The sequence below is a fragment of the Microbacterium paraoxydans genome (assembly GCF_900105335.1).
GTDB classification, from domain to species: domain Bacteria; phylum Actinomycetota; class Actinomycetes; order Actinomycetales; family Microbacteriaceae; genus Microbacterium; species Microbacterium paraoxydans.
Map to the genome: position 1 here is coordinate 3,295,227 of NZ_LT629770.1, position 18,965 is coordinate 3,314,191.

General features: G+C 70.9%; 20 protein-coding genes. 11 read left to right on the forward strand and 9 right to left on the reverse strand.

All coding sequences use genetic code 11. The annotated features are described in order from the left end of the window. The first annotated feature begins 84 nt into the window (after positions 1–84). Both BLU02_RS16015 and hpf read left to right on the forward strand, forming a co-directional pair. Positions 85–732, forward strand: coding sequence for a ComF family protein (locus BLU02_RS16015; protein WP_060923276.1), 648 nt, complete (start codon positions 85–87; stop codon positions 730–732). A 131-nt stretch (positions 733–863) separates the two neighbouring features. Next, the gene (gene hpf / locus BLU02_RS16020) at positions 864–1,520 is read left to right on the forward strand and encodes a ribosome hibernation-promoting factor, HPF/YfiA family (RefSeq protein ID WP_025103048.1); all 657 of its coding nucleotides are present in this window, start codon (positions 864–866) and stop codon (positions 1,518–1,520) included. 64 nt (positions 1,521–1,584) lie between these two features. On the opposite strand, the gene BLU02_RS16025 is transcribed toward hpf, so the two are convergent. Both BLU02_RS16025 and BLU02_RS16030 read right to left on the reverse strand, forming a co-directional pair. Further along, a complete protein-coding gene (locus BLU02_RS16025) occupies positions 1,585–2,910 on the reverse strand; it encodes a coiled-coil domain-containing protein (protein WP_060923275.1) in 1,326 nt (441 codons plus the stop codon). 80 nt (positions 2,911–2,990) lie between these two features. Next, positions 2,991–3,623: a PadR family transcriptional regulator gene (locus BLU02_RS16030; protein WP_083371053.1), complete on the reverse strand. Its 633-nt coding sequence runs from the start codon at positions 3,621–3,623 to the stop codon at positions 2,991–2,993. A gap of 189 nt (positions 3,624–3,812) precedes the next feature. Here BLU02_RS16030 and secA point away from each other — a divergent pair, with 189 nt between their 5' ends. Next, positions 3,813–6,617 (forward strand): preprotein translocase subunit SecA, encoded by a 2,805-nt coding sequence (secA, locus tag BLU02_RS16035; RefSeq protein WP_083371093.1) that lies wholly within the window; start codon positions 3,813–3,815, stop codon positions 6,615–6,617. A gap of 68 nt (positions 6,618–6,685) precedes the next feature. After that, positions 6,686–7,912: a pyridoxal phosphate-dependent aminotransferase gene (locus BLU02_RS16040; RefSeq protein WP_060923649.1), complete on the forward strand. Its 1,227-nt coding sequence runs from the start codon at positions 6,686–6,688 to the stop codon at positions 7,910–7,912. Here BLU02_RS16040 and BLU02_RS16045 read toward each other — a convergent pair. Next, positions 7,803–9,086 (reverse strand): CpaE/TadZ family protein, encoded by a 1,284-nt coding sequence (locus tag BLU02_RS16045; protein ID WP_157547068.1) that lies wholly within the window; start codon positions 9,084–9,086, stop codon positions 7,803–7,805. The genes BLU02_RS16040 and BLU02_RS16045 overlap by 110 nt on opposite strands. Continuing rightward, entirely contained in the window at positions 9,083–9,703 is a 621-nt protein-coding gene (locus BLU02_RS16050) for an SAF domain-containing protein (protein ID WP_060923182.1), read from the reverse strand. Before BLU02_RS16050 ends, BLU02_RS16045 begins: the two co-directional genes overlap by 4 nt. Before the next feature lie 98 nt (positions 9,704–9,801). Between BLU02_RS16050 and BLU02_RS16055 the strand changes: the two genes are divergently transcribed. Continuing rightward, positions 9,802–10,080: a helix-turn-helix domain-containing protein gene (locus BLU02_RS16055; protein WP_060923181.1), complete on the forward strand. Its 279-nt coding sequence runs from the start codon at positions 9,802–9,804 to the stop codon at positions 10,078–10,080. A 3-nt stretch (positions 10,081–10,083) separates the two neighbouring features. Here the strand turns inward: BLU02_RS16055 and BLU02_RS16060 are convergent, their stop codons facing one another. After that, entirely contained in the window at positions 10,084–10,695 is a 612-nt protein-coding gene (locus BLU02_RS16060; protein WP_060923180.1) for a hypothetical protein, read from the reverse strand. 185 nt (positions 10,696–10,880) lie between these two features. Between BLU02_RS16060 and BLU02_RS16065 the strand changes: the two genes are divergently transcribed. Both BLU02_RS16065 and BLU02_RS16070 read left to right on the forward strand, forming a co-directional pair. Beyond that, complete coding sequence (locus tag BLU02_RS16065) at positions 10,881–11,267, forward strand: Rv3235 family protein (protein ID WP_060923179.1); 387 nt, start codon at positions 10,881–10,883, stop codon at positions 11,265–11,267. Between the two features lie 24 nt (positions 11,268–11,291). After that, positions 11,292–12,776, forward strand: a complete 1,485-nt coding sequence (locus BLU02_RS16070) for a sensor histidine kinase (RefSeq protein WP_060923178.1) — start codon at positions 11,292–11,294, stop codon at positions 12,774–12,776. 60 nt (positions 12,777–12,836) lie between these two features. On the opposite strand, the gene BLU02_RS16075 is transcribed toward BLU02_RS16070, so the two are convergent. Beyond that, positions 12,837–13,085, reverse strand: a complete 249-nt coding sequence (locus tag BLU02_RS16075) for a WhiB family transcriptional regulator (protein ID WP_017203224.1) — start codon at positions 13,083–13,085, stop codon at positions 12,837–12,839. 230 nt (positions 13,086–13,315) lie between these two features. On the opposite strand from BLU02_RS16075, the gene BLU02_RS16080 reads away from it, so the two are divergent. Next, entirely contained in the window at positions 13,316–13,702 is a 387-nt protein-coding gene (locus tag BLU02_RS16080) for a hypothetical protein (protein ID WP_060923177.1), read from the forward strand. A 15-nt stretch (positions 13,703–13,717) separates the two neighbouring features. Here the strand turns inward: BLU02_RS16080 and bcp are convergent, their stop codons facing one another. The 3 genes from bcp to aroA are packed head-to-tail and all read right to left on the reverse strand — an operon-like array spanning position 13,718 to position 16,591. Next, the gene (gene bcp / locus BLU02_RS16085; protein ID WP_060923176.1) at positions 13,718–14,191 is read right to left on the reverse strand and encodes a thioredoxin-dependent thiol peroxidase; all 474 of its coding nucleotides are present in this window, start codon (positions 14,189–14,191) and stop codon (positions 13,718–13,720) included. A 9-nt stretch (positions 14,192–14,200) separates the two neighbouring features. After that, positions 14,201–15,271, reverse strand: a complete 1,071-nt coding sequence (rsgA, locus tag BLU02_RS16090) for a ribosome small subunit-dependent GTPase A (protein ID WP_060923175.1) — start codon at positions 15,269–15,271, stop codon at positions 14,201–14,203. 3 nt (positions 15,272–15,274) lie between these two features. Beyond that, entirely contained in the window at positions 15,275–16,591 is a 1,317-nt protein-coding gene (gene aroA, locus BLU02_RS16095; RefSeq protein WP_060923174.1) for a 3-phosphoshikimate 1-carboxyvinyltransferase, read from the reverse strand. A gap of 66 nt (positions 16,592–16,657) precedes the next feature. Here aroA and BLU02_RS16100 point away from each other — a divergent pair, with 66 nt between their 5' ends. The 3 genes from BLU02_RS16100 to BLU02_RS16110 are packed head-to-tail and all read left to right on the forward strand — an operon-like array spanning position 16,658 to position 18,912. Then, positions 16,658–17,320 carry a sigma-70 family RNA polymerase sigma factor gene (locus tag BLU02_RS16100; protein ID WP_025103063.1) on the forward strand — a complete coding sequence of 221 codons (663 nt, stop codon included), beginning with the start codon at positions 16,658–16,660 and terminating at the stop codon, positions 17,318–17,320. Continuing rightward, positions 17,317–17,562: a zf-HC2 domain-containing protein gene (locus BLU02_RS16105; protein ID WP_025103064.1), complete on the forward strand. Its 246-nt coding sequence runs from the start codon at positions 17,317–17,319 to the stop codon at positions 17,560–17,562. Before BLU02_RS16100 ends, BLU02_RS16105 begins: the two co-directional genes overlap by 4 nt. Before the next feature lie 48 nt (positions 17,563–17,610). Next, on the forward strand, positions 17,611–18,912 hold the full coding sequence (locus tag BLU02_RS16110) for a GNAT family N-acetyltransferase (RefSeq protein ID WP_083371054.1): 1,302 nt from the start codon (positions 17,611–17,613) through the stop codon (positions 18,910–18,912). Positions 18,913–18,965: the final 53 nt, after the last annotated feature.

Below are 18,965 nucleotides of genomic sequence, written 5' to 3' on the forward strand. Positions count from 1 at the left end.
TGCACGGAACGGGATCCCTCTCGATCGATCTCACCGCTGCCACGGGATGACACGCGAGCACGTTTCCGGCGGCAGGATCTCCGCATGGGGATCACGACACGGATCGGCGCGCTCGCCGCGGAGACCGGGGCGTTGCTGCTCGCGGCGAGCTGCGCGGGGTGCGAGCATCCCGGTACCGTGCTGTGCGACTCCTGCCTGGGCGCGCTCGCTCCCGTGCCGCGGGAGGTGCGTACCCCGGACGGGCTGCGGGTCCGAGCCGCCCTCGTCTTGGACGGCCCGGCCGCTTCCTGCATCCGGCGGCTGAAGGGAGCGGGGCAGACCGTGCTGGCCCGGCCGCTGGGCGCCGCACTCGCCGCTGTGCTCCTGCCCGCCCTCGTGCCGGGGGCGTGGGTGATCCCCGTCCCCACTTCGCGGGCCGCGTTCCGCCGGCGCGGCTACCGCGTGCCCGAGCTCCTGGTGCGGCGCGCGGGCGTGGAGCCGCAACGCGTCCTCGCCGTCACCCGTCGCGTGCGGGATCAGCGGGAGCTGCCTGCTGCGGCGAGGTCCGACAACGTCCGCGGGGCGATGCGCGCGCGCCGACAGGGGCACGGTGCGCCTGCGGTCCTGGTGGACGACGTGGTGACGACGGGGGCCACGCTCGACGAGTCCACGCGAGCCCTCACCGCCGTCGGATTCGTCGTCGTCGGGGCCGTCGCGCTCGCCGCCACGCCGTCGCCGACCGAATCCGGATGAGGTTCATCGGAGACTCACCGGAGACACAGGGTCTCAGGCCGTGACATCCGGCGCGGGTCGGACTACGGTGGGGTGTCACAAGGCGACCACGGTCCGCCCTTGGCCGGGTGGACCGGGACAAGGAGGCAGCAATGGAAACGAGCATCGTGGGCGTCGGAGTGGGCATCACCGATCGCTTCCGCACCGTCGTCGAAGAGAAGATCGCCAAGATCCAGACACTCGCCGCCAAGGCGCAACGACTGGACGTGAAGGTCACGCACCGGGTCTACCGCAACGGCCGCATCCCGGACGAGACGGTCGAGCTGACGCTGGTCGGCAAGGGCCCGGTGGTCCGTGCCGAGGCCGTCGACGGCGACAAGTTCGTGGCGCTCGACCTCGCGATCGACAAGATGACGGAGCAGCTGCGCCGCGCGAAGGAGAAGCGCGTCGACGGACGACAGCATCCGCGCGGCCCGCACTTCGAGAAGGGCAGCGGTTCGCTCGAGGGCATCGACGTGCAGCCCGCCTCCGCTGAGGTGCTGCACGCGGTCGCGACCGGCAGCATCCCGGTGCAGAGCGAGGAGGAGGAGGACTACTCGCCTGTCGTCATCCGCACGAAGAGCTTCGAGGCGGAGTGGATGACGGTGGAGGAGGCCGTCGACCGGATGGAGCTCGTCGGGCACGACTTCTTCCTCTTCGTCGATGCGCGCACCGACCACCCGAGCGTGGTCTACCGCCGCAAGGGCTGGGACTACGGAGTCATCGCTCTGAGCACGCAGGCTCCGCCCGCCGAGGCGCTCGCCTCCTGATACGACCGAGAACGGCCCGACCCCCGCGGGGGTCGGGCCGTTCTCGTGCGGGGACCGGACGGCGTCAGTCGAAGATGCCGTCGAGGATGCTGCCGATGACGAGCCCGCCGAGGATGCCGGAGGCGAGATCGCCGCCACCCATCCCGCCGCCGCGGCGCGGACCGCCGCCCCAGCCGCCGCCCCAGTCCTGGTCCTGCGGGCGGGACGAGTCGATGTCCCGCTGCGCGAGCTGGAGGGCCTCCGCGGCGAGGTGCGCGACCCGGCGGGCCTGGGCGAGCGCCGCCTCGCGGGTCTCTTCGGCCGGAAGCAGGGCCGGGAGATCGACGCGGAGTCGTTCCGCCTCGGCGAGACGGGTACGCGCATCGGCGCCGATCCATCCGCGATGCCCGGCGATGAGCCCGCGGGCGACGCCCAGCTGGCGGTCGGCGTCGTCGATCGCGTGCTGGACCTGCGCGATGCTCGGCAGCGGATTCTCGGCACGATGCCGGGCCGTGGCGATCGCCTCGTCGAGACCGGCGTTGGCCTCGCGCAGACGCGAGAGCTCGGCGAACGGGTCGTTGGGCTGGCCCGAGGGGGTGAGCGCGGCCAGGGCCGCCTGCAGTCGGGCGACGGCCTCCGCCACGGCGGGCGTGGAGGGAGCGGTCCGGGCGGCGATGAGGTCGTTGCGGGAGTCGGCGATGACCTCGGCCAGGGTCGACTCGGCGCGCAGGGCCTCGATCTCGAAGTCCTCCACCGCGTCGAGCAGGGCAGCGGCGCGACGCGTCGCCTCGGTGGCCGTCTCCAGCGCGAGGTTCGCCTCCTCGTTCTGCTTCGCGGCGCGGCGGCGCTCCGAGATGTCGGCGCTGTGGGTGGCGAAACGGATCAGCTGCTCCGCCTCGGCCGCACTGGCGGTGATCTGATGCATGGCGGAGTCGGAGTAGCGCGCGGACAGCCGGGACACCGTCTCGTCCGTCTGCGGGATGCGGGCGCTCAGCGCCTCGGCGTCCGCGCGGACCTGGGCGATGATCTCGGGCGCGCGCCGCACCTTCGCGACGGACTCCGCGAGCACGGTGGTCTTCTCGTCGAGGAGGTCCTGGGCCCAGTCGCAGAGCTGCAGGATGCGCGCGTTCCGCGTGCGCAGCTCCTCGTCGGTGTCCGGGATCTCGTCGTGGTTGAGCTGGTGGAGCTGGAAGGCCTCGCGCAGGTGCGTGCGCACCGACAGCAGCGCGGCCTTGAGGTCGGCGGTCAGGGACTCCCCGAGCTCGGCCTCCGCGAAGACGAGCTCGTCGGAGGTGGTACGGATGCGCTCGTCGGCGGCGACGAGTGCCTGTTCCGCACGCCGGGCGAGGTCCGCGTCCTGTGCGGCGAGTTCTTCCTGTTCGCGTTTGCGTCTGCCCCAAAATCCAGCCATGTGCCGATCCTAGTTTCCCGGGCGCGTGCGCGGGCTGAGCATCCGCTCCAGGCGAACGGCCGGCACCGCGGGCTGGTGCTTCAGGCGGGGAGGGCGACGGGATCGCCGCCGGCGACGGGCGAGGGCGCCGCCTTCGCGGGGCGTCCTCGCTTGGGGCGTTCGGTGGTCAGCTCCAGGGCCATCTCGGGATGGGGGTGTTGCGCGAGTCGGGCCTCCGCCTGGTCGAGCCACCGGAGTTCGGCCTCCGCGGCGCAGACGAGCGAGTCGAGGACGAGCGACCACGCGAGATCCTCGGGGCTGCCCGCCGCGAGCCCGGGGGAGGGCGTGCGGCGCAGCTCCTCCAGCCGCTGCTGCGAGGCGTCCCGCTGGCGGCGGAGGATGGTCGCGGCGTCCACTCCGGGCAACGTCGCGGCGACCGCGAGCTTCACGGCGAGCTCCTCGCGCGTCGCCGGAGCGCGGAGCACCGGAGCGGCGAGCCAGCGCGCCGCTTCGGCCGAGCCCGCTGCGGTGATGCGCCAGTAGACGTGGCCGTGCTCGTCGGCCTCCCCGCGCTGGACCAGCCCGTCGCGCTCGAGCCGCTCCAGGGTGTTGTAGATCTGGCCGACGTTGAGCGGCCAGGTCGATCCGGTCCGGCGGTCGAACTCGTGGCGCAGCTGGTAGCCGTAGCAGGGGCCCTGATCGAGGATGGCGAGCAGGCTCTGGCGTACGGACATGACCGGTCTCCTGAAAGCTGGCGGATGGAAAGCAGTGCCGAGTATATGCATACCGGGCAACTTCCCGGACGCGGCGCGGCGGACCCATGCAGGCGACGTGGAGGTCACAGGCCGGTAACATGGCAAAGTATGCCTGGCGCTCGCCTCACGGCGGCCGGCGAATGACCCAATGACAGGGAGATGACATCCGTGGCGAATCCTCTTGAGAAGCTGCTGCGCGCAGGTGAGGGGCGGATCATCCGCCGTCTGAACCAGGTGGTGAAGGCGGTGAACGCCCTCGAGGAGGACATCTCCCAGCTCACGGACGACGAGCTGCGCAACGAGACCGCCGAGCTGCGTGCCCGCTACGAGAAGGGCGAGACGCTCGACCAGCTCATGCCAGAGGCCTTCGCCGCGGTGCGCGAGGCCGCCAAGCGGACGCTCGGCATGCGCGCGTACGACGTGCAGATCATGGGTGGCGCGGCCCTGCACCTCGGGAACATCGCCGAGATGAAGACCGGTGAGGGCAAGACCCTCGTCGCCACCTTCCCCGCGTACCTGAACGCGATCGCCGGCGAGGGCGTGCACGTCATCACCGTGAACGACTTCCTCGCGAGCTACCAGGCAGAGCTCATGGGCCGCGTCTACCGCGCCCTCGGCATGACGACGGGCATCATCGTGTCCGGTCAGACGCCCGCCGTGCGCCGCGAGCAGTACGCGGCCGACATCACCTACGGCACGAACAACGAGTTCGGCTTCGACTACCTCCGCGACAACATGGCCTGGCGCAAGGAGGACCTCGTCCAGCGCGAGCACTTCTTCGCGATCGTCGACGAGGTGGACTCCATCCTCATCGACGAGGCGCGCACGCCGCTCATCATCTCCGGGCCGTCCTCCGGCGAGGCGAACCGCTGGTTCGCGGAGTTCGCCAAGATCGCTCGCACGCTCGTCGCCGGCGAGGACTACGAGGTCGACGAGAAGAAGCGCACCGTCGGCGTCCTGGAGCCGGGCATCGAGAAGGTCGAGGACTACCTCGGCATCGACAACCTCTACGAGTCCGCCAACACGCCGCTCATCTCGTTCCTGAACAACTCGATCAAGGCGCTCGCGCTGTTCAAGAAGGACACCGACTACGTCGTGATGAACGACGAGGTCATGATCGTCGACGAGCACACCGGGCGCATCCTCGTGGGACGCCGCTACAACGAGGGCATCCACCAGGCGATCGAGGCGAAGGAGGGGGTGCCGGTCAAGGCCGAGAACCAGACCCTCGCCACCGTCACGCTGCAGAACTACTTCCGCCTCTACGACAAGCTCGCCGGCATGACCGGTACCGCCGAGACCGAGGCCGCCGAGTTCATGTCGACGTACAAGCTCGGCGTCATCCCGATCCCGACCAACAAGCCGATGATCCGCAAGGACCAGCCGGACCTGGTGTACAAGAACGAAGCCGCGAAGTTCGCGCAGGTCGTCGAGGACATCGCGGAGCGCCACGCGAGCGGGCAGCCGGTGCTCGTCGGCACCACCAGCGTCGAGAAGAGCGAGTACCTGTCGCGCCTGCTCGCCAAGAAGGGCGTCAAGCACGAGGTCCTGAACGCGAAGAACCACGCCCGTGAGGCGGAGATCGTCGCCCGCGCCGGCCGCCTCGGCGCCGTGACGGTCGCGACGAACATGGCCGGACGAGGCACCGACATCATGCTCGGCGGAAACGCCGAGTTCCTCGCGGTGCAGGAGCTCAAGGCGAAGGGACTCGACCCGGTGGAGACGCCGGAGGAGTACGAGGTCGCGTGGGACGAGACCTACGAGACCATGAAGAAGGTGGTCGAGGAGGAGGCCGAGAAGGTCATCGAAGCCGGTGGCCTCTACGTGCTCGGCACCGAGCGCCACGAGTCGCGCCGCATCGACAACCAGCTGCGCGGTCGGTCCGGTCGCCAGGGCGACCCCGGCGAGAGCCGCTTCTACCTGAGCCTCACCGACGACCTCATGCGGCTGTTCCAGTCCGGCGCCGCCGAGGCGATCCTCGCCCGCACGAACTTCCCTGACGACGTGCCGATCGAGTCGGGTCTCGTGTCCCGGGCGATCCGCAGCGCGCAGTCGCAGGTCGAGGCCCGCAACGCCGAGATGCGCAAGAACGTCCTCAAGTACGACGACGTCCTCAACCGTCAGCGCGAGGCGATCTATGCCGACCGCCGCCACATCCTCCAGGGCGACGACATCGCCGATCGGGTGCAGCACTTCATCGAGGACGCGATCAGCGGCGTCGTGAAGGACCACACCGGCGAGGGCCACAACGAGAGCTGGGACTTCGACGCCCTCTGGACCGAGCTGAAGACCCTGTACCCGGTGAGCGTCACGATCGACGAGGTCGTGTCGGAGGCTGCAGGACGCAAGGGCGGCATCACCGCCGAGGGCCTGACGCGCGAGCTGCTCTCGGATGCGAAGATCGCCTACGAGAAGCGCGAGGAGTCGCTGGGCGAGGCCGCGACCCGCGAGCTCGAGCGTCGCGTCGTCCTGCAGGTGCTCGACCGCCGCTGGCGCGACCACCTGTACGAGATGGACTACCTCAAGGACGGCATCGGCCTCCGGGCGATGGCGCAGCGCGATCCGCTCATCGAGTACCAGCGCGAGGGCTACGCGATGTTCCAGTCGATGATGGGCCAGATCAAGGAGGAGTCGGTCGGCTACCTCTACAACCTCGAGGTCGAGGTCCGTCGCGCCGGCGACGCCGAGACGGCGGAGGTCGAGGCCAAGGGGCTCGCCACCGACGGGGGAGAGCAGCGCCTGGAGTACTCGGCGGCGAACGACGCCGGCGAGGTCGAGGTCCGCAACGACCGCGGGCAGGTGCAGCAGGCCGCGACCGAGCGGATGCGCCAGGCTGCGGCTCGGGCGCAGGCTCCGCAGCAGGCCGAACCGGAGGAGGCCCCGCGCGGCGCCTTCGGGCAGCGCACGGAGGCGGCCGCCCCGGCGGCGGGCAACCGCGAGCAGCGGCGCGCGCAGAGCAAGAAGAAGAAGTAGGCCTTCGGGTGACGAGGAGGGCCAGTCCGTGCGGATTGGCCCTCCTGTCGTCCCTGTAGGCTTGATCGATGACACCATCGCGCACCTTCGACCAGTCGTCGAAGCTCAAGAACGTCCTGTACGAGATCCGCGGAAACGCCCTCGTCGAGGCGGCGCGATTGGAAGCAGAGGGCCACCGGATCCTCAAGCTCAACACCGGCAATCCCGCGATCTTCGGCTTCGACGCCCCGCATCAGATCGTGCACGACATGCTCGCCGCGCTCCCCACGGCCCACGGGTACAGCGACAGCAAGGGCATCATCTCCGCCCGGCGTGCCGTGGTGAGCAGGTACGAGGAGATCGACGGGTTCCCCCGTTTCGATCCCGATGACGTGTACCTCGGCAACGGGGTCTCCGAGCTCATCACCATGACCATGCAGGCGCTGCTGGACGAGGGGGACGAGGTCCTCATCCCCGCGCCCGACTACCCGCTGTGGACGGCCATGACCAGCCTCGCGGGTGGCACGCCCGTCCATTACCTCTGCGACGAGGACGCGGGCTGGCAGCCCGACCTCGAGGACATCCGGTCGAAGATCACGCCGCGGACCAAGGCGCTCGTGATCATCAACCCGAACAACCCCACCGGCGTGGTCTACTCCCGGCAGGTGCTGGAGGGCCTCGTGCAGATCGCGCGCGAGCACCAGCTCCTCATCCTCTCCGACGAGATCTACGACCGCATCCTGTTCGACGACGCGGTGCACATCCCGACGGCGACCCTGGCCCCCGACCTGCTCTGCCTCACGTTCAACGGGCTCTCCAAGACCTACCGCGTGGCCGGCTACCGGTCCGGTTGGATGGTCGTCACGGGTCCGCAGGACCACGCCAAGGGCTTCATCGAGGGCATCACGCTGCTGGCCTCGACCCGGCTCTGCCCGAACGTCCCGGCGCAGCACGCCGTCCAGGCGGCGCTGTCCGGCGTGCAGTCGATCGACGCCCTGATCGCCCCGACCGGGCGGCTGCACGAGCAGCGCGACATCGCCTGGGAGGGGCTGGAGGCCATCCCCGGTGTGTCCTGCGTGAAGCCTCAGGGCGCCCTCTACGCGTTCCCCCGACTGGACCCGAACGTGCACGAGATCCGCGACGACGCCAAGCTCGTCTACGATCTGCTGGTGTCCGAACACATCCTGCTCGTGCAGGGGACGGGCTTCAACTGGCCGACGCCGGATCACCTGCGCCTCGTGACCCTGCCAGAGCCGCGAGTGCTGAGCGAAGCCGTCGAGCGCCTCGGGAACTTCCTGTCGAGCTACCGGCAGTAGTCTCCCCGGAGACGGAGCGGTCGAGGTCGGCCGCGAGCCGGCGCACGGCGGCGACCAGCGCCGACCGCGGCGCGACATCGGAGATCGGCCGGGCATGCAGGAGAGCCGCATCGACGGCACGGCGGTCCAGCGGGAGGAAGGCGATATCGGTGAGCCCGGCGAACCGCTCCAGCGTGCGTCGGATCTGACTTCGGGCGTCGAGGCCGAGCGGCCCGGGACGGACCTGGTTCACGACGACCGTCACCGGCGTCTGGCCGACCAGACGCCGCAGCTCTGCATGGTCCCGCAGGAAGCGGCTGACCCCCAGCGGGTCCGCCAGGGCCAAAGCCACGACCCGGTCCGCCTCGCTCAACGTCGCGACGGTCGCGGCGTGTCGCCGCGGGCCGACCACGTCGTACATCGCCTCCTCGTCCGTGTCGACGGCGGCTGAGACGTCCACCACGGTCTCTTCCGCCCACCTCCGGCAGACCGACAGCGTCGCCCGCATCCGCGCGTCGGAGAGCTCGGGCCAGCGGCTCGGACGGTTGAGGCCCGCCAGCACGTCGACCTCGGCGCCGCCTGCGGCGAGCCGGGCGGACAGGCGGGTCAGTTCGGCCGGATCGAGCGCACCGGCCTCGGCGCGACGGCAGGCTGCCGCGAGCCCTGGGGCGTCGTCGTCCATCCCGAGGAGCAGAGCCAGAGAGGGCGCCACTGTGTCGGCGTCGATCAGCGCCGTCCGGCGCCCGCGCCGCGCGAGTTCCACGGCGAGCTGAACGGCGATCGTGGAGCGTCCTGGCGCTCCGTGCGAGCCCCGGATGGCCGTGAGGCGGGACGCCGCCCTCGGCGGGCCCGTGACAGGGTGCCGCACGTCGGTGGAGAGCGCTGCAGCGATCTCCCATCCCGGAGCATCCGTGCGCAGGGGCGGGGCCAGGCCCATCCGCATGACCGCCCGGCTGTCCGTGCCTCCGAGGGTGACGATGCGGACGCCGGCGCGATCGCACGCCGAAAGGAGTTCGGGGGTCAGCACAGCCCTGGTCGCGGGGGCGACGACAGCCTCCACGTCCGGTTGCAGACGGGCGATGATCGCGGAAGCGGACGCGGATGGGAGGCTGAGGGCGGAGACGCCCTCCCATTCGAGTTCGGCGACCAGCTCGTCGGCTCGAGGCTGGGTCACGGCGAGGAGGACGACGCTCACGACCCGGCTCCGACCGGGACGACGGAGAGCGCGGCGCCACCGGTGACCGCGGCGAGGACCGCAGCGACGTCGCTCCGATCGATCACGATCTCCAGCTCCGCCGCATTCTCCGCCAGCAGTCCCTCCGGCTCGAGGACAGCGCGGACGACGACGTCCCCCACGAGGATGCGGGGTTCATCGTACGAGCGTCCGTCCTCGCGCAGCGGTGCCTGCCAGATCTCCACCTCGGTTCCCGCCGCGACGTCCTCCGGGAGACCCACGCTGCTCTCGACGACGACCGTCGTGGTGCGACTGTCCGAGGCCGCGGTCATCGCCGTCCTTGGCACCAGCTCGCCCTCCGTCAGCGTTCGGACGGCGACCTGTCCCGCAGGGAGCTGATCCGGCCGGAGGTACTCGTCGGACACCGCGCCGAGCGCCACATCGACCGTCTCGAAATCGGCGGCACGGAGGACCTCCCCGCGAGCGATCGTGCGTCGTGCCTGGAGCACCGGGACCGCCTGGTCGGACGAGGTGAGGACGAACCAGACGCCGGCGATCGATGCGAGGACGAGCACGATGCCCACCGCGAAGCGGGCATCACCGCGGAAGCGACGAGGGGAGCGGGAGAGCGGGGCCATGGCGATATGGTCACAGACGCGGGGTTCTGGGCCGTCGAGTTATCCACAGGCTCGCGCCTGCCCGTACGGCGCGCGCCGTGGGCACCCAGAATGAGGGCATGACACCCCCGCACCCGCACACCCCCCGGTTCCTCGCGCCAGCGCAGGTGGCAGAGCTGCTGAGCATCGACGTGGACGAGGTCATCGCGCTCGTCCACGCCGGTCATCTTCGCGGTGCCCCCCTGGGCGCTCCCGCGCGCTGGCGCATCGAGGAGCCGAGCATCGAGGAGTACCTGGCCGCGCAGACGGAGGAGGCGCGCCGGATGGCCCTGTGGCGGCAGTCGCAGGCCGCGAGCTTCCCCGAGCTGTGGGGCTCCTCCGCGGCGCGGCACCGCTGAGCGTCAGAGCGTCGCCGTCCCCTGCACCCGGATCGCCGCCAGCGCCGCGTACGGCACCATCCTGAATCCTCGGACGGCGTCGGCCCGACGAGCTGCGCCGCTGTCGTGCTCGGCGAGGTCGAGGTGATCGGCGGCGGCGCGATCGATGGTCCCGTGGAGGTCGTCCCCGACGAGGAGACGGAGGTGCACCGGGAGGCGACGACGCGCGAGGTCGCGGAGAGCGAAACCCAGCGACATCCGCTCGCGGAGCGTCGGCGCTCCCTGGCTCTCGTCGACGAGGCTGCTCAGCATCGAGCCATGGTCGACGGTGAGCCCGAGGACCGACGTCATCGGGATCAGCAGCATGGAGCTCGGCACGCGCGCGCCCTGGGGCACTCGGGAGACGGCGGCGAGCCAGTCCACTCCCAAGGACCGCAGCCCGACGGGGACACGCGCGCCGTCGGCGAGGTGGAGCGTCGTGTCGGTGCGCTCGTCGCACAGATGACGCAATCGTGCGCGCAGATCGAGCCGGGCGATGCGGAGCCGCTCGGATTCGGCGTCGCGGGCGGCGCGTTCCGCCTCCCACTCCGCGGCGAGCTGTCCTTCCAAGTCGTCGAAGAGGGATTCCCAGTGCACCCGACCGAGCGTAGGGGCGGGCGTCGCCTCCTCCGAGTTATCCACATCCCTGCCGAGACCGCACTCCTTCCGGCCCGTGCTGCGGTCGTCTACGGGTTGTCCACAGACCTGGGCCGGTGGCGCCCGTGCCGCACCGGGAACGTGTTCTACTGACGGCTCGCCGACCCCTTCGAAGGGAGATCGAGATGATGCTGGCCGAGTACTTCGGACCGCAGCCCACCCCGGCCGATGAGCTTCCGGACCCCGCACTTCTCGTGCGGAGCCTCACCCAGGGCGCGCTCGAGGTTTTGGCGGGGGTGCGGGAGGTGGACCAGCTCGCCCGGTGGTTCAGCGAGGAGGCCTACCGCAGCGTGGTCGTCCGGGCCAACCTCGCCGCCCGTGCGCGCAGCGCTCGTGGTGTCGCGCCGTCGCGGCCCACCTTCGTCATCCGCACTGTGCGGGTGACCCACCCGCGGGACGGCATCGTAGAGGCTGTCGTGGTGGTGGCGGGACCGGGGCGCACGCGCGCGGTGGCCCTCCGGCTGGAAGGGCTCGACCACCGGTGGCGCGCGACGTCGCTCGCCATCCTCTGAGGCGGGGGAGCCTAGGCTGGTGAGGTGTCAACCCTCAGTGATCTCGCCCAGGCCCAGGGCCTTCTGACCGACGACGACGTGGAGTGGCTGCACCGGCTCGCCGGTGACGGACAGCTCCTCGCGGACCTCGCCTCCGCCGACATCGTCCTGTGGATCCAGACGGACGACGGATCGTTCGTCGCCGTCGCGCACGCACGACCGAGCGGCGCGGCGACGCTGTTCTACCGCGACATCGTCGGGGAGCGGGTGCGTCCGCAGTGGCGCACGCAGGTGCAGGGTGCCTTCGAGTCGGCGGAGATCGTGGACTCCTCCTCACCCGACTGGTTCGAGGAGACACCGACCAGGGTCCGCGCCGTCCCGATCGTCATCGAGCGTCGGGGTGAGGACAAGGCTCCTCGCGTGATCGGCGTGGTCACACGGCACACCAACCTCGGGGAGGTGCGCACGCCGTCGCGTCAGCAGATCACCTTCGACGAGTGTGCCAACGACCTGTTCCGCATGATCGCGGACGGCAGCTTCCCGGACCCGGCAGCCCCCACGTCACCGCGCCGTGGCGCTCCCCGGGCGTCCGACGGGCTGATCCGGATCGACGTGGACGGCATCACGACCTTCGCCAGCCCCAACGCCCTGTCCGCGTTCAATCGGATGGGCTTCGACGACGAGTTGGAGGGGGAGTCCCTTGCCGAGGTGACCACCCGGCTCGTGCCGCCCTCCCGGCAGGTCGACGAGTCGCTGCCCGTGGTGGTGACCGGTCGGGCGCCTTGGCGGACGGACATCGAGGCGCGTGGCGTGACGGTCTCGCTCCGCGCCATCCCCCTGAAGGATCACGGCACACGCATCGGGGCCATCGTGCTCTGCCGCGACGTCTCGGAGCTGCGCCACCAGGAGCAGGAACTCATCACCAAGGACGCGACGATCCGGGAGATCCACCACCGCGTCAAGAACAACCTGCAGACCGTGGCCTCTCTGCTCCGGATCCAGGCCCGACGCACGCACTCCGACGAGGCGCGGGATGCTCTCACGCAGGCCATGCGCCGTGTGGACGCGATCGCGGTCGTGCACGATACCCTCGCCCAGGGGCTGACGCAGAAAGTCGACTTCGACGAGGTCTTCCATCGCGTGCTCAAGCTCGTCGCCGAAGTGGCGTCGGCTCCCAACACGCGCGCCCGCACCCAGTCGACGGGACACTTCGGCGTGCTCCCGAGCGAGTACGCCACTCCGTTGGCGCTGGCCCTGACGGAGGTCGTGACCAATGCGGTGGAGCACGGCCTCGCCGGGCAGGAGGGTGTCGTGACCATCGACGCCAAGCGCACCGAGGACAACCTCCGCGTGACGGTCCGCGACACGGGCCACGGGCTCCCGGAGGGCCGGATCGGTCAGGGCCTGGGCACCCAGATCATCCGCACCCTGATCCAGGGCGAGCTCGGCGGCACGATCGACTGGCGGGGGAGTGAGGGCGAGGGGACCGAGGTGGTCATCGACATCCCGCTGCGCTGGCTCGAGCGCTGACGCTCTGCCCGGAACATGCAGAAGCGGCCTGAGACGATGTCTCAGGCCGCTTCGCGAATCTCAGGAGGCGCGACGGGCGCGTGCGGCGCGACGCTTGAGCGCGCGGCGCTCGTCTTCGGACAGGCCGCCCCAGACGCCCGAGTCCTGGCTGGTCTCCAGGGCGTACTGCAGGCAGATCTCGGTGACCGTGCACGTCGCGCAGACGGTCTTGGCCTTCTCGATCTGATCGACGGCCGGGCCGGTGTTCCCGACGGGGAAGAACAGTTCGGGGTCGACGGTCAGGCAGGCGGCCTTGTCACGCCAGTCCATGGGGGCTCCTCGGTGTGGATTTCATGAGATGTCGCGATGCGACCTCTCGATTCGGGCGACGGTTCGGGTTCCGCTACCCTGTTGAGATACGGGCGGATGCCCGCTGATTGTGATGCGAACGCGAACGTTCGCCCCACGCCGCTGTGGGAGCACATGACTTTCTCTATTCTGTTACATGAATACCCTGAAATCAAGGGTTTTCTCGTCATTCGATCCCCGGGAGGACACCCGTGCGCGCACCGGGAATCGCCCGCGCCGCCGCCGCCGTGCTGGCGGTGGAAGCCGTCGCCCTGCTCGTCTTCGCCGTGATCGAGATGGCCGGACTCGGGGCCGGGGACGCCGCGTCGCTGCCGACGGCCATCGCTCTCATCGTCCTGACGCTGATCGGCGCCGCCGCGCTCGCGGCCTTCGCGTTCGGCACTCGCGCCGGACGCTCCTGGGCGCGATCGGGCGGGGTGGTGTTCCAGGTCCTCGCGATCGCCCTGGCGCTCGGCGCCCTCACGCTGCCGCCCATCCCGTGGGCCTTCGTGCTCGGACTCGGCATCCCGGCTGTCGCGGGCTTCGCGCTCCTCATAGCGAGCGCGCGCCGGGAGGGGACCCGACGCGAAGCGGAGTGAGTCCGCGCCGCCCTGTCAGGCGTCGATGCCGAGCTGCTTGCGCAGCCGCGCGACGTGGCCCGTGGCCTTCACGTTGTACTGCGCGCTCGTGACGACGCCGTCCTCGTCGAGGACGAACGTCGAGCGGATCACGCCTTCGACGACCTTGCCGTAGTTCATCTTCTCGCCCCAGGCGCCGTACGCCTCGTGCACCGCGTGGTCGGGGTCGCTGAGCAGCGGGAACGTGAGGCTGTCGCGGTCGCGGAAGGCGGCGAGCTTCGCCGGCTCGTCCCGCGAGACGCCGACGACCTGATACCCGGCGCCCTGCAGCGACGAGATGCTGTCGCGGAAGTCGCAGGCCTCCGTCGTGCACCCCGGCGTCATGGCGGCCGGGTAGAAGTACAGCACCGTCTTCGTGCCGCGCAGATCGGCCAGGCGGACGGTGTTCCCGTCCTGGTCGAGCAGGGAGAAGTCGGGGGCGGCGGTTCCGGTTTCCAGGCGTTCGGTCACGGCCCCAGCTTATCGTCCGGGGGGCTGCTCCGCCTTGTCGGCGAAGGTCTGCAGGAGGCGCTGCAGCGAGTCGAGGCGAGCGCGTCCGGTCTCGCTCAGCTCGCCGCGGTCCGCCGCCTCGATGAGGGCGCAGTCGGGAGCGTCGGGGAGGTGGGTGCAGCCGCGCGGGCAGTCCTCCGCGATGACGGCGAGCTCGGTGAAGGCGGCGAGGATGTTCGCGGGGTCGACGTGCCCGAGGCCGAAGGAGCGGACACCGGGGGTGTCGATGACCCAGCCGGAGCCGTCGGCGCTCTCGTAGCGCAGCGAGACGGTGGAGGAGGAGGTGTGTCGCCCGCGGCCGGTGACCTGGTTCACGTGTCCGGTGGCGCGGCCCGCGGTGGGCACCAGGGCGTTCACCAGCGTCGACTTGCCGACACCGGAGTGTCCGACGAACACCGTCGAGTGGCCGATGAGTGCGGCGCCGATCTCGTCGACCGGCATCTCGTCCTGTGCGCTCGTGAACACACGGAGGTCGAGGCCCTCGAAGTGCGCGAGGAAGGGGGCGGGGTCGGCGAGATCGGTCTTCGTCACGACGAGGAGCGGGCGGATACCGGCGTCCAGGGCCGCGACGAGATAGCGGTCGACGAGCCGGGCACGCGGCTCCGGGTCGGCGGCGGCCACGACGACGAGCATCTGGTCCGCGTTCGCGACGATCACCCGCTCGACCTCGTCGGTGTCGTCGGCGCTGCGGCGGAGGAGCGAGGTGCGCTCGACGATGCCCACGATCCGGCCGAGCGTGCCCTCGTCGCCCGAGGTGTCGCCGACGACGCGGGCCCGGTCGCCCGTGACGATCGGCGTGCGCCGCAGCTCTCGCGCGCGGGCGGCGGTGATCGTACGCTCCTGCGCGGTGTCCTCGTCGAGGAGCACGGAGTACCGGCCACGGTCGACGCCCAGGACGCGGCCGATCTGCGCGTCCTCGTGCGCGGGGCGTCGCTTGGTGCGGGGACGGTTGGCCTTCGGGTTCGGCCGGGTGCGGATGCTGCTCTCGTCGTAGTCCTCGAAGTCGTCTTCGAGGTCGTCGGCGTCGTTCAGCCAGCTCACCCGTCAGCCTCGCAGCATCCGCTCCCAGAGCATGGTGAACTCCGGGAGGGTCTTGGCGGTGGTACCGATGTCATCGATGATCACGTCGGGGACGCGGAGGCCGATGAGCGCGCCGGTCGTCGCCATCCGGTGATCGTGGTGCGCGGCCCAGGTACCGCCCCGGAGCGGGCCGGGAACGATGCGGATGCCGTCGGGGAGCTCCTCGGCGGTCCCGCCGAGCGCGCGCAGGTTCCCGACGAGCGCCGCGATCCGGTCGGTCTCGTGGAGGCGGATGTGGCCGATGCCGCGGATGGTCGTGGGGCCGTCGGCGAAGGCCGCGAGACCGACGAGGGTCGGCGTCAGCTCGCTGGCGGCGGAGAGATCGAGATCCAGTCCGCGGATTCCGGACCCTGCCCGCACGGTGAGCACCCCGCCGTGACGGCTGACGTGCGCACCCGCCGCCTGCAGGATCTCGGGGAGCAGCGCTCCGGGCTGGGTCGAGTGCGCCGGCCAGCCGGTGATCGCGACGGAGCCTCCGGCGACGAGGGCCGCCGCGAGGAACGGGGCGGCGTTGGAGAGATCCGGCTCGATCGGGATCTCCTTGGCACGGGGGACTCCGGCCTCCACCAGCCATTCGCCCACGGCGGGACGCTCGATGCGGATGCCGCGGCGGCTCAGCGCCTCGATGGTCATGTCGATGTGCGGCAGGCTCGGCAGCCGCTCGCCGGTGTGCACGAGGTGCAGGCCGACGTCGAAGCGCGGGGCCGCGAGCAGCAGCCCGGACACGAACTGGCTGGAGGCCGACGCGTCGATCTCCACGCGACCGCCGCGGATGTGGCCGTGGCCGCGGATGGTGAACGGGAGGGCCCAGGTGCCCTCGTCGTCGATGTCGACGCCGAGGTCGCGCAGGGCGCTGATGAGCCCGCCCATGGGCCGGTGCAGGGCCGTCTCGTGCGCGGTGAGGTGGACGTCCTGCTCCGCGAGGCCGGCCAGCGGCGCGATGAAGCGCATGACGGTCCCGGCCTGGCCGCAGTCGATCGTCGTGCCGCCGCGGAGCTTGCCGGGCGTGATCACGAGATCGGGACCGAACTCATGACCGGCGTCGACCTCCTCGATGCCGACGCCGAGTGCGCGGAGGGCCTCCACCATGCGCTGCGAATCGTCGGAGTGCAGCGGCGCGGTCAGGCGGCCGGGGCCGTCCGCGATCGCCGCGATGAGGAGTTCGCGGTTCGTGAGGGACTTGGAGCCGGGGATCGTGAGCTCGGCGTGCACCGGGCCGTCGATCGTGGGCGCGGGGTAGGCGCCCTGCACACGGGTGGGGGAATACCTTTTGGCGCTCATCGGTTCTCACCTTAGTAAACGCAACGCCGTCCTCGTGAGAGGCGGCACCCGTGCGAAGGGAAGAGGATGCCTGCGACGCTGGAACGCGAGGTGATCGACCTCAGCCGCCTAGACTGGCCGGTGATGGACGACACCGCAACCGCAGCCACCGTCGGCGACCCTCGGCGCGAGTTCGAGGAGCAGGCGCTCCCCTTCATGGACCAGCTCTACGCCGCCGCGATGCGCATGACGCGCAATCCCGCTGACGCCGCCGATCTCGTGCAGGAGACCTTCGTCAAGGCCTACGGCTCGTGGTCGACCTTCGCGCAGGGCACGAACCTCAAGGCGTGGCTGTACCGCATCCTCACCAACACGTACATCAACATCTACCGCAAACGGCAGCGCGAGCCGTTCCAGGGCACCATCGACGAGCTCGAGGACTGGCAGCTCGGCGGCGCGGAGTCGACGACGGCGTCGCACAGCCGGTCGGCGGAGGCGGAGGCCATCGACCGCATGCCGGCGTCGGTCGTGAAGGACGCGCTGCAGGCGGTTCCGGAGGACTTCCGGCTCGCGGTGTACCTCGCCGACGTCGAGGGCTTCGCGTACCAGGAGATCGCCGACATCATGAAGACCCCCATCGGCACCGTGATGAGCCGTCTGCACCGTGGCAGGCGGATGCTGCGGGAGCTGCTGGCCGACTACGCCGCGGAGCGGGGAATCGCCGCGGCTGACCCGAGGAGCAAGAAATGAGCGACTGCGGCTGCGACAAGGCCCGTCAGGATCTGGAGGAGTACCTCCGCAACGAGGTGTGTAAAACAGAGCACGCCGAGATCCGCGAGCACCTGGAGAACTGCCCGGCGTGCCGGGACGAGGCTCTGGTGGCGACGACCCTCACCGAGGTCATCGCCCGCGCCTGCAAGGAGACCGCTCCGGAGGAGCTGCGGGACCAGGTGTTCGCCCGGCTCCGCGAGGTCCAGGCCGCGCAGCACTGAGCGTCCCCCCGGGCGCGGAGCGTCGGAGACCGCCCGTAGGCTGTGTGCATGGCCCTCATCGATGCACGCGGGATCCCCGCTGACCAGACGTCTGTCGACCGCCTCGCGGAGGACGGCCTCGACTATCGGGTCTTGGATACGACGGACGCCACGCGCGTGGCCGCCTTCCAGCGCGCGATGGCCCGCGGGTTCCTCGGTGCCGACCCCTCGGAGGCGGCTCGCGAGGAAGGTGTCGGCACCCTGAAGAGCCGGCGAAACATCGGCGTCTACGAGCCCGATGCCCCGGCCGACCGCTTCCCGGTGGCGACCATCGACTCCTGGGTGACACCGCTGACGATCCCCGGCAGCGAGATCGGGATGTGGGCGATCAGCGGGGTCACCGTGGCCGGCACGCATCGCCGCCGTGGCATCGCGCGCGCCCTGCTGGAGGGCGAGCTGCGCGCCGCCGTCGATGCCGGCCTCCCTGTCGCGGGCCTCACGGTGTCCGAGGCGACCATCTACGGGCGGTACGGCTTCGGCTCCGCCGTCCCCGTGGCGCGGTTCACCGTGGACGTGCGCCGCGCCGGCTGGGCGGGCCCCGTCCCGGCCGGCCGCGTGGAGTACCTCGAGCGCGAGGAGCTCGCCGAGGCCCTGGCGGAGGCGCACGAGCGCGCCCGTACCGCGCGGTCCGGCCAGGTGCCGGGGTGGGCGGCCCGCTGGGCGGGCATCAGCGGGCTCGCGAGCACCGACACCGACCGGGACCGGGTGCGCGGCATCCGCTATCGCGACGAGTCCGGTCAGGTGCGCGGCGTGATGGCCTTCCACCTCACCGAGCGCGGTGGCACGTTCCGGTTCGCGTTGCACGTGCGCCTGCTCGTCGCCGAGACGGCGGAGGCGACGGCTGCGCTGTGGCGGTTCGCGCTGCAGCACGACCTCGTCGACGAGGTGACCGCCGATCTCCGACCGCTCGACGACGCCCTGCCGTGGCTGGTCGCGGACCCGCGCGGCGTCACCCAGGTGGTGCACGACCACGGCTGGCTTCGGGTCCTGGACGTCCCCGCCGCGCTCACGGCCCGGACCTACGCCGCGCCCCTGGACACCGTGCTCCGCATCGAGGACGCCCTGGGATTCGCCGCGGGCACCTGGCGGCTCCGCGTCGACGCGCAGGGGCACGCGGACATCGAGGACGCTCCGGGCGCCGAGGCGGACCTCGTCCTCGACGTCTCCGCGCTCTCGTCGATCTACGCCGGCAGCATCCGCGTCGCCGCGCTGCACGGAGCAGGCCGGATCACGGGCCCGGTCGACGCCGTCGAGGCACTGGACCGTGCGTTCGTCGCCTTCCCGGCGCCGTCCCTCGACATCTGGTACTGACCCGCGGAACGGAGAAGGGCGCCCCGGCCGAAGCCGGGGCGCCCTTCGTCGTC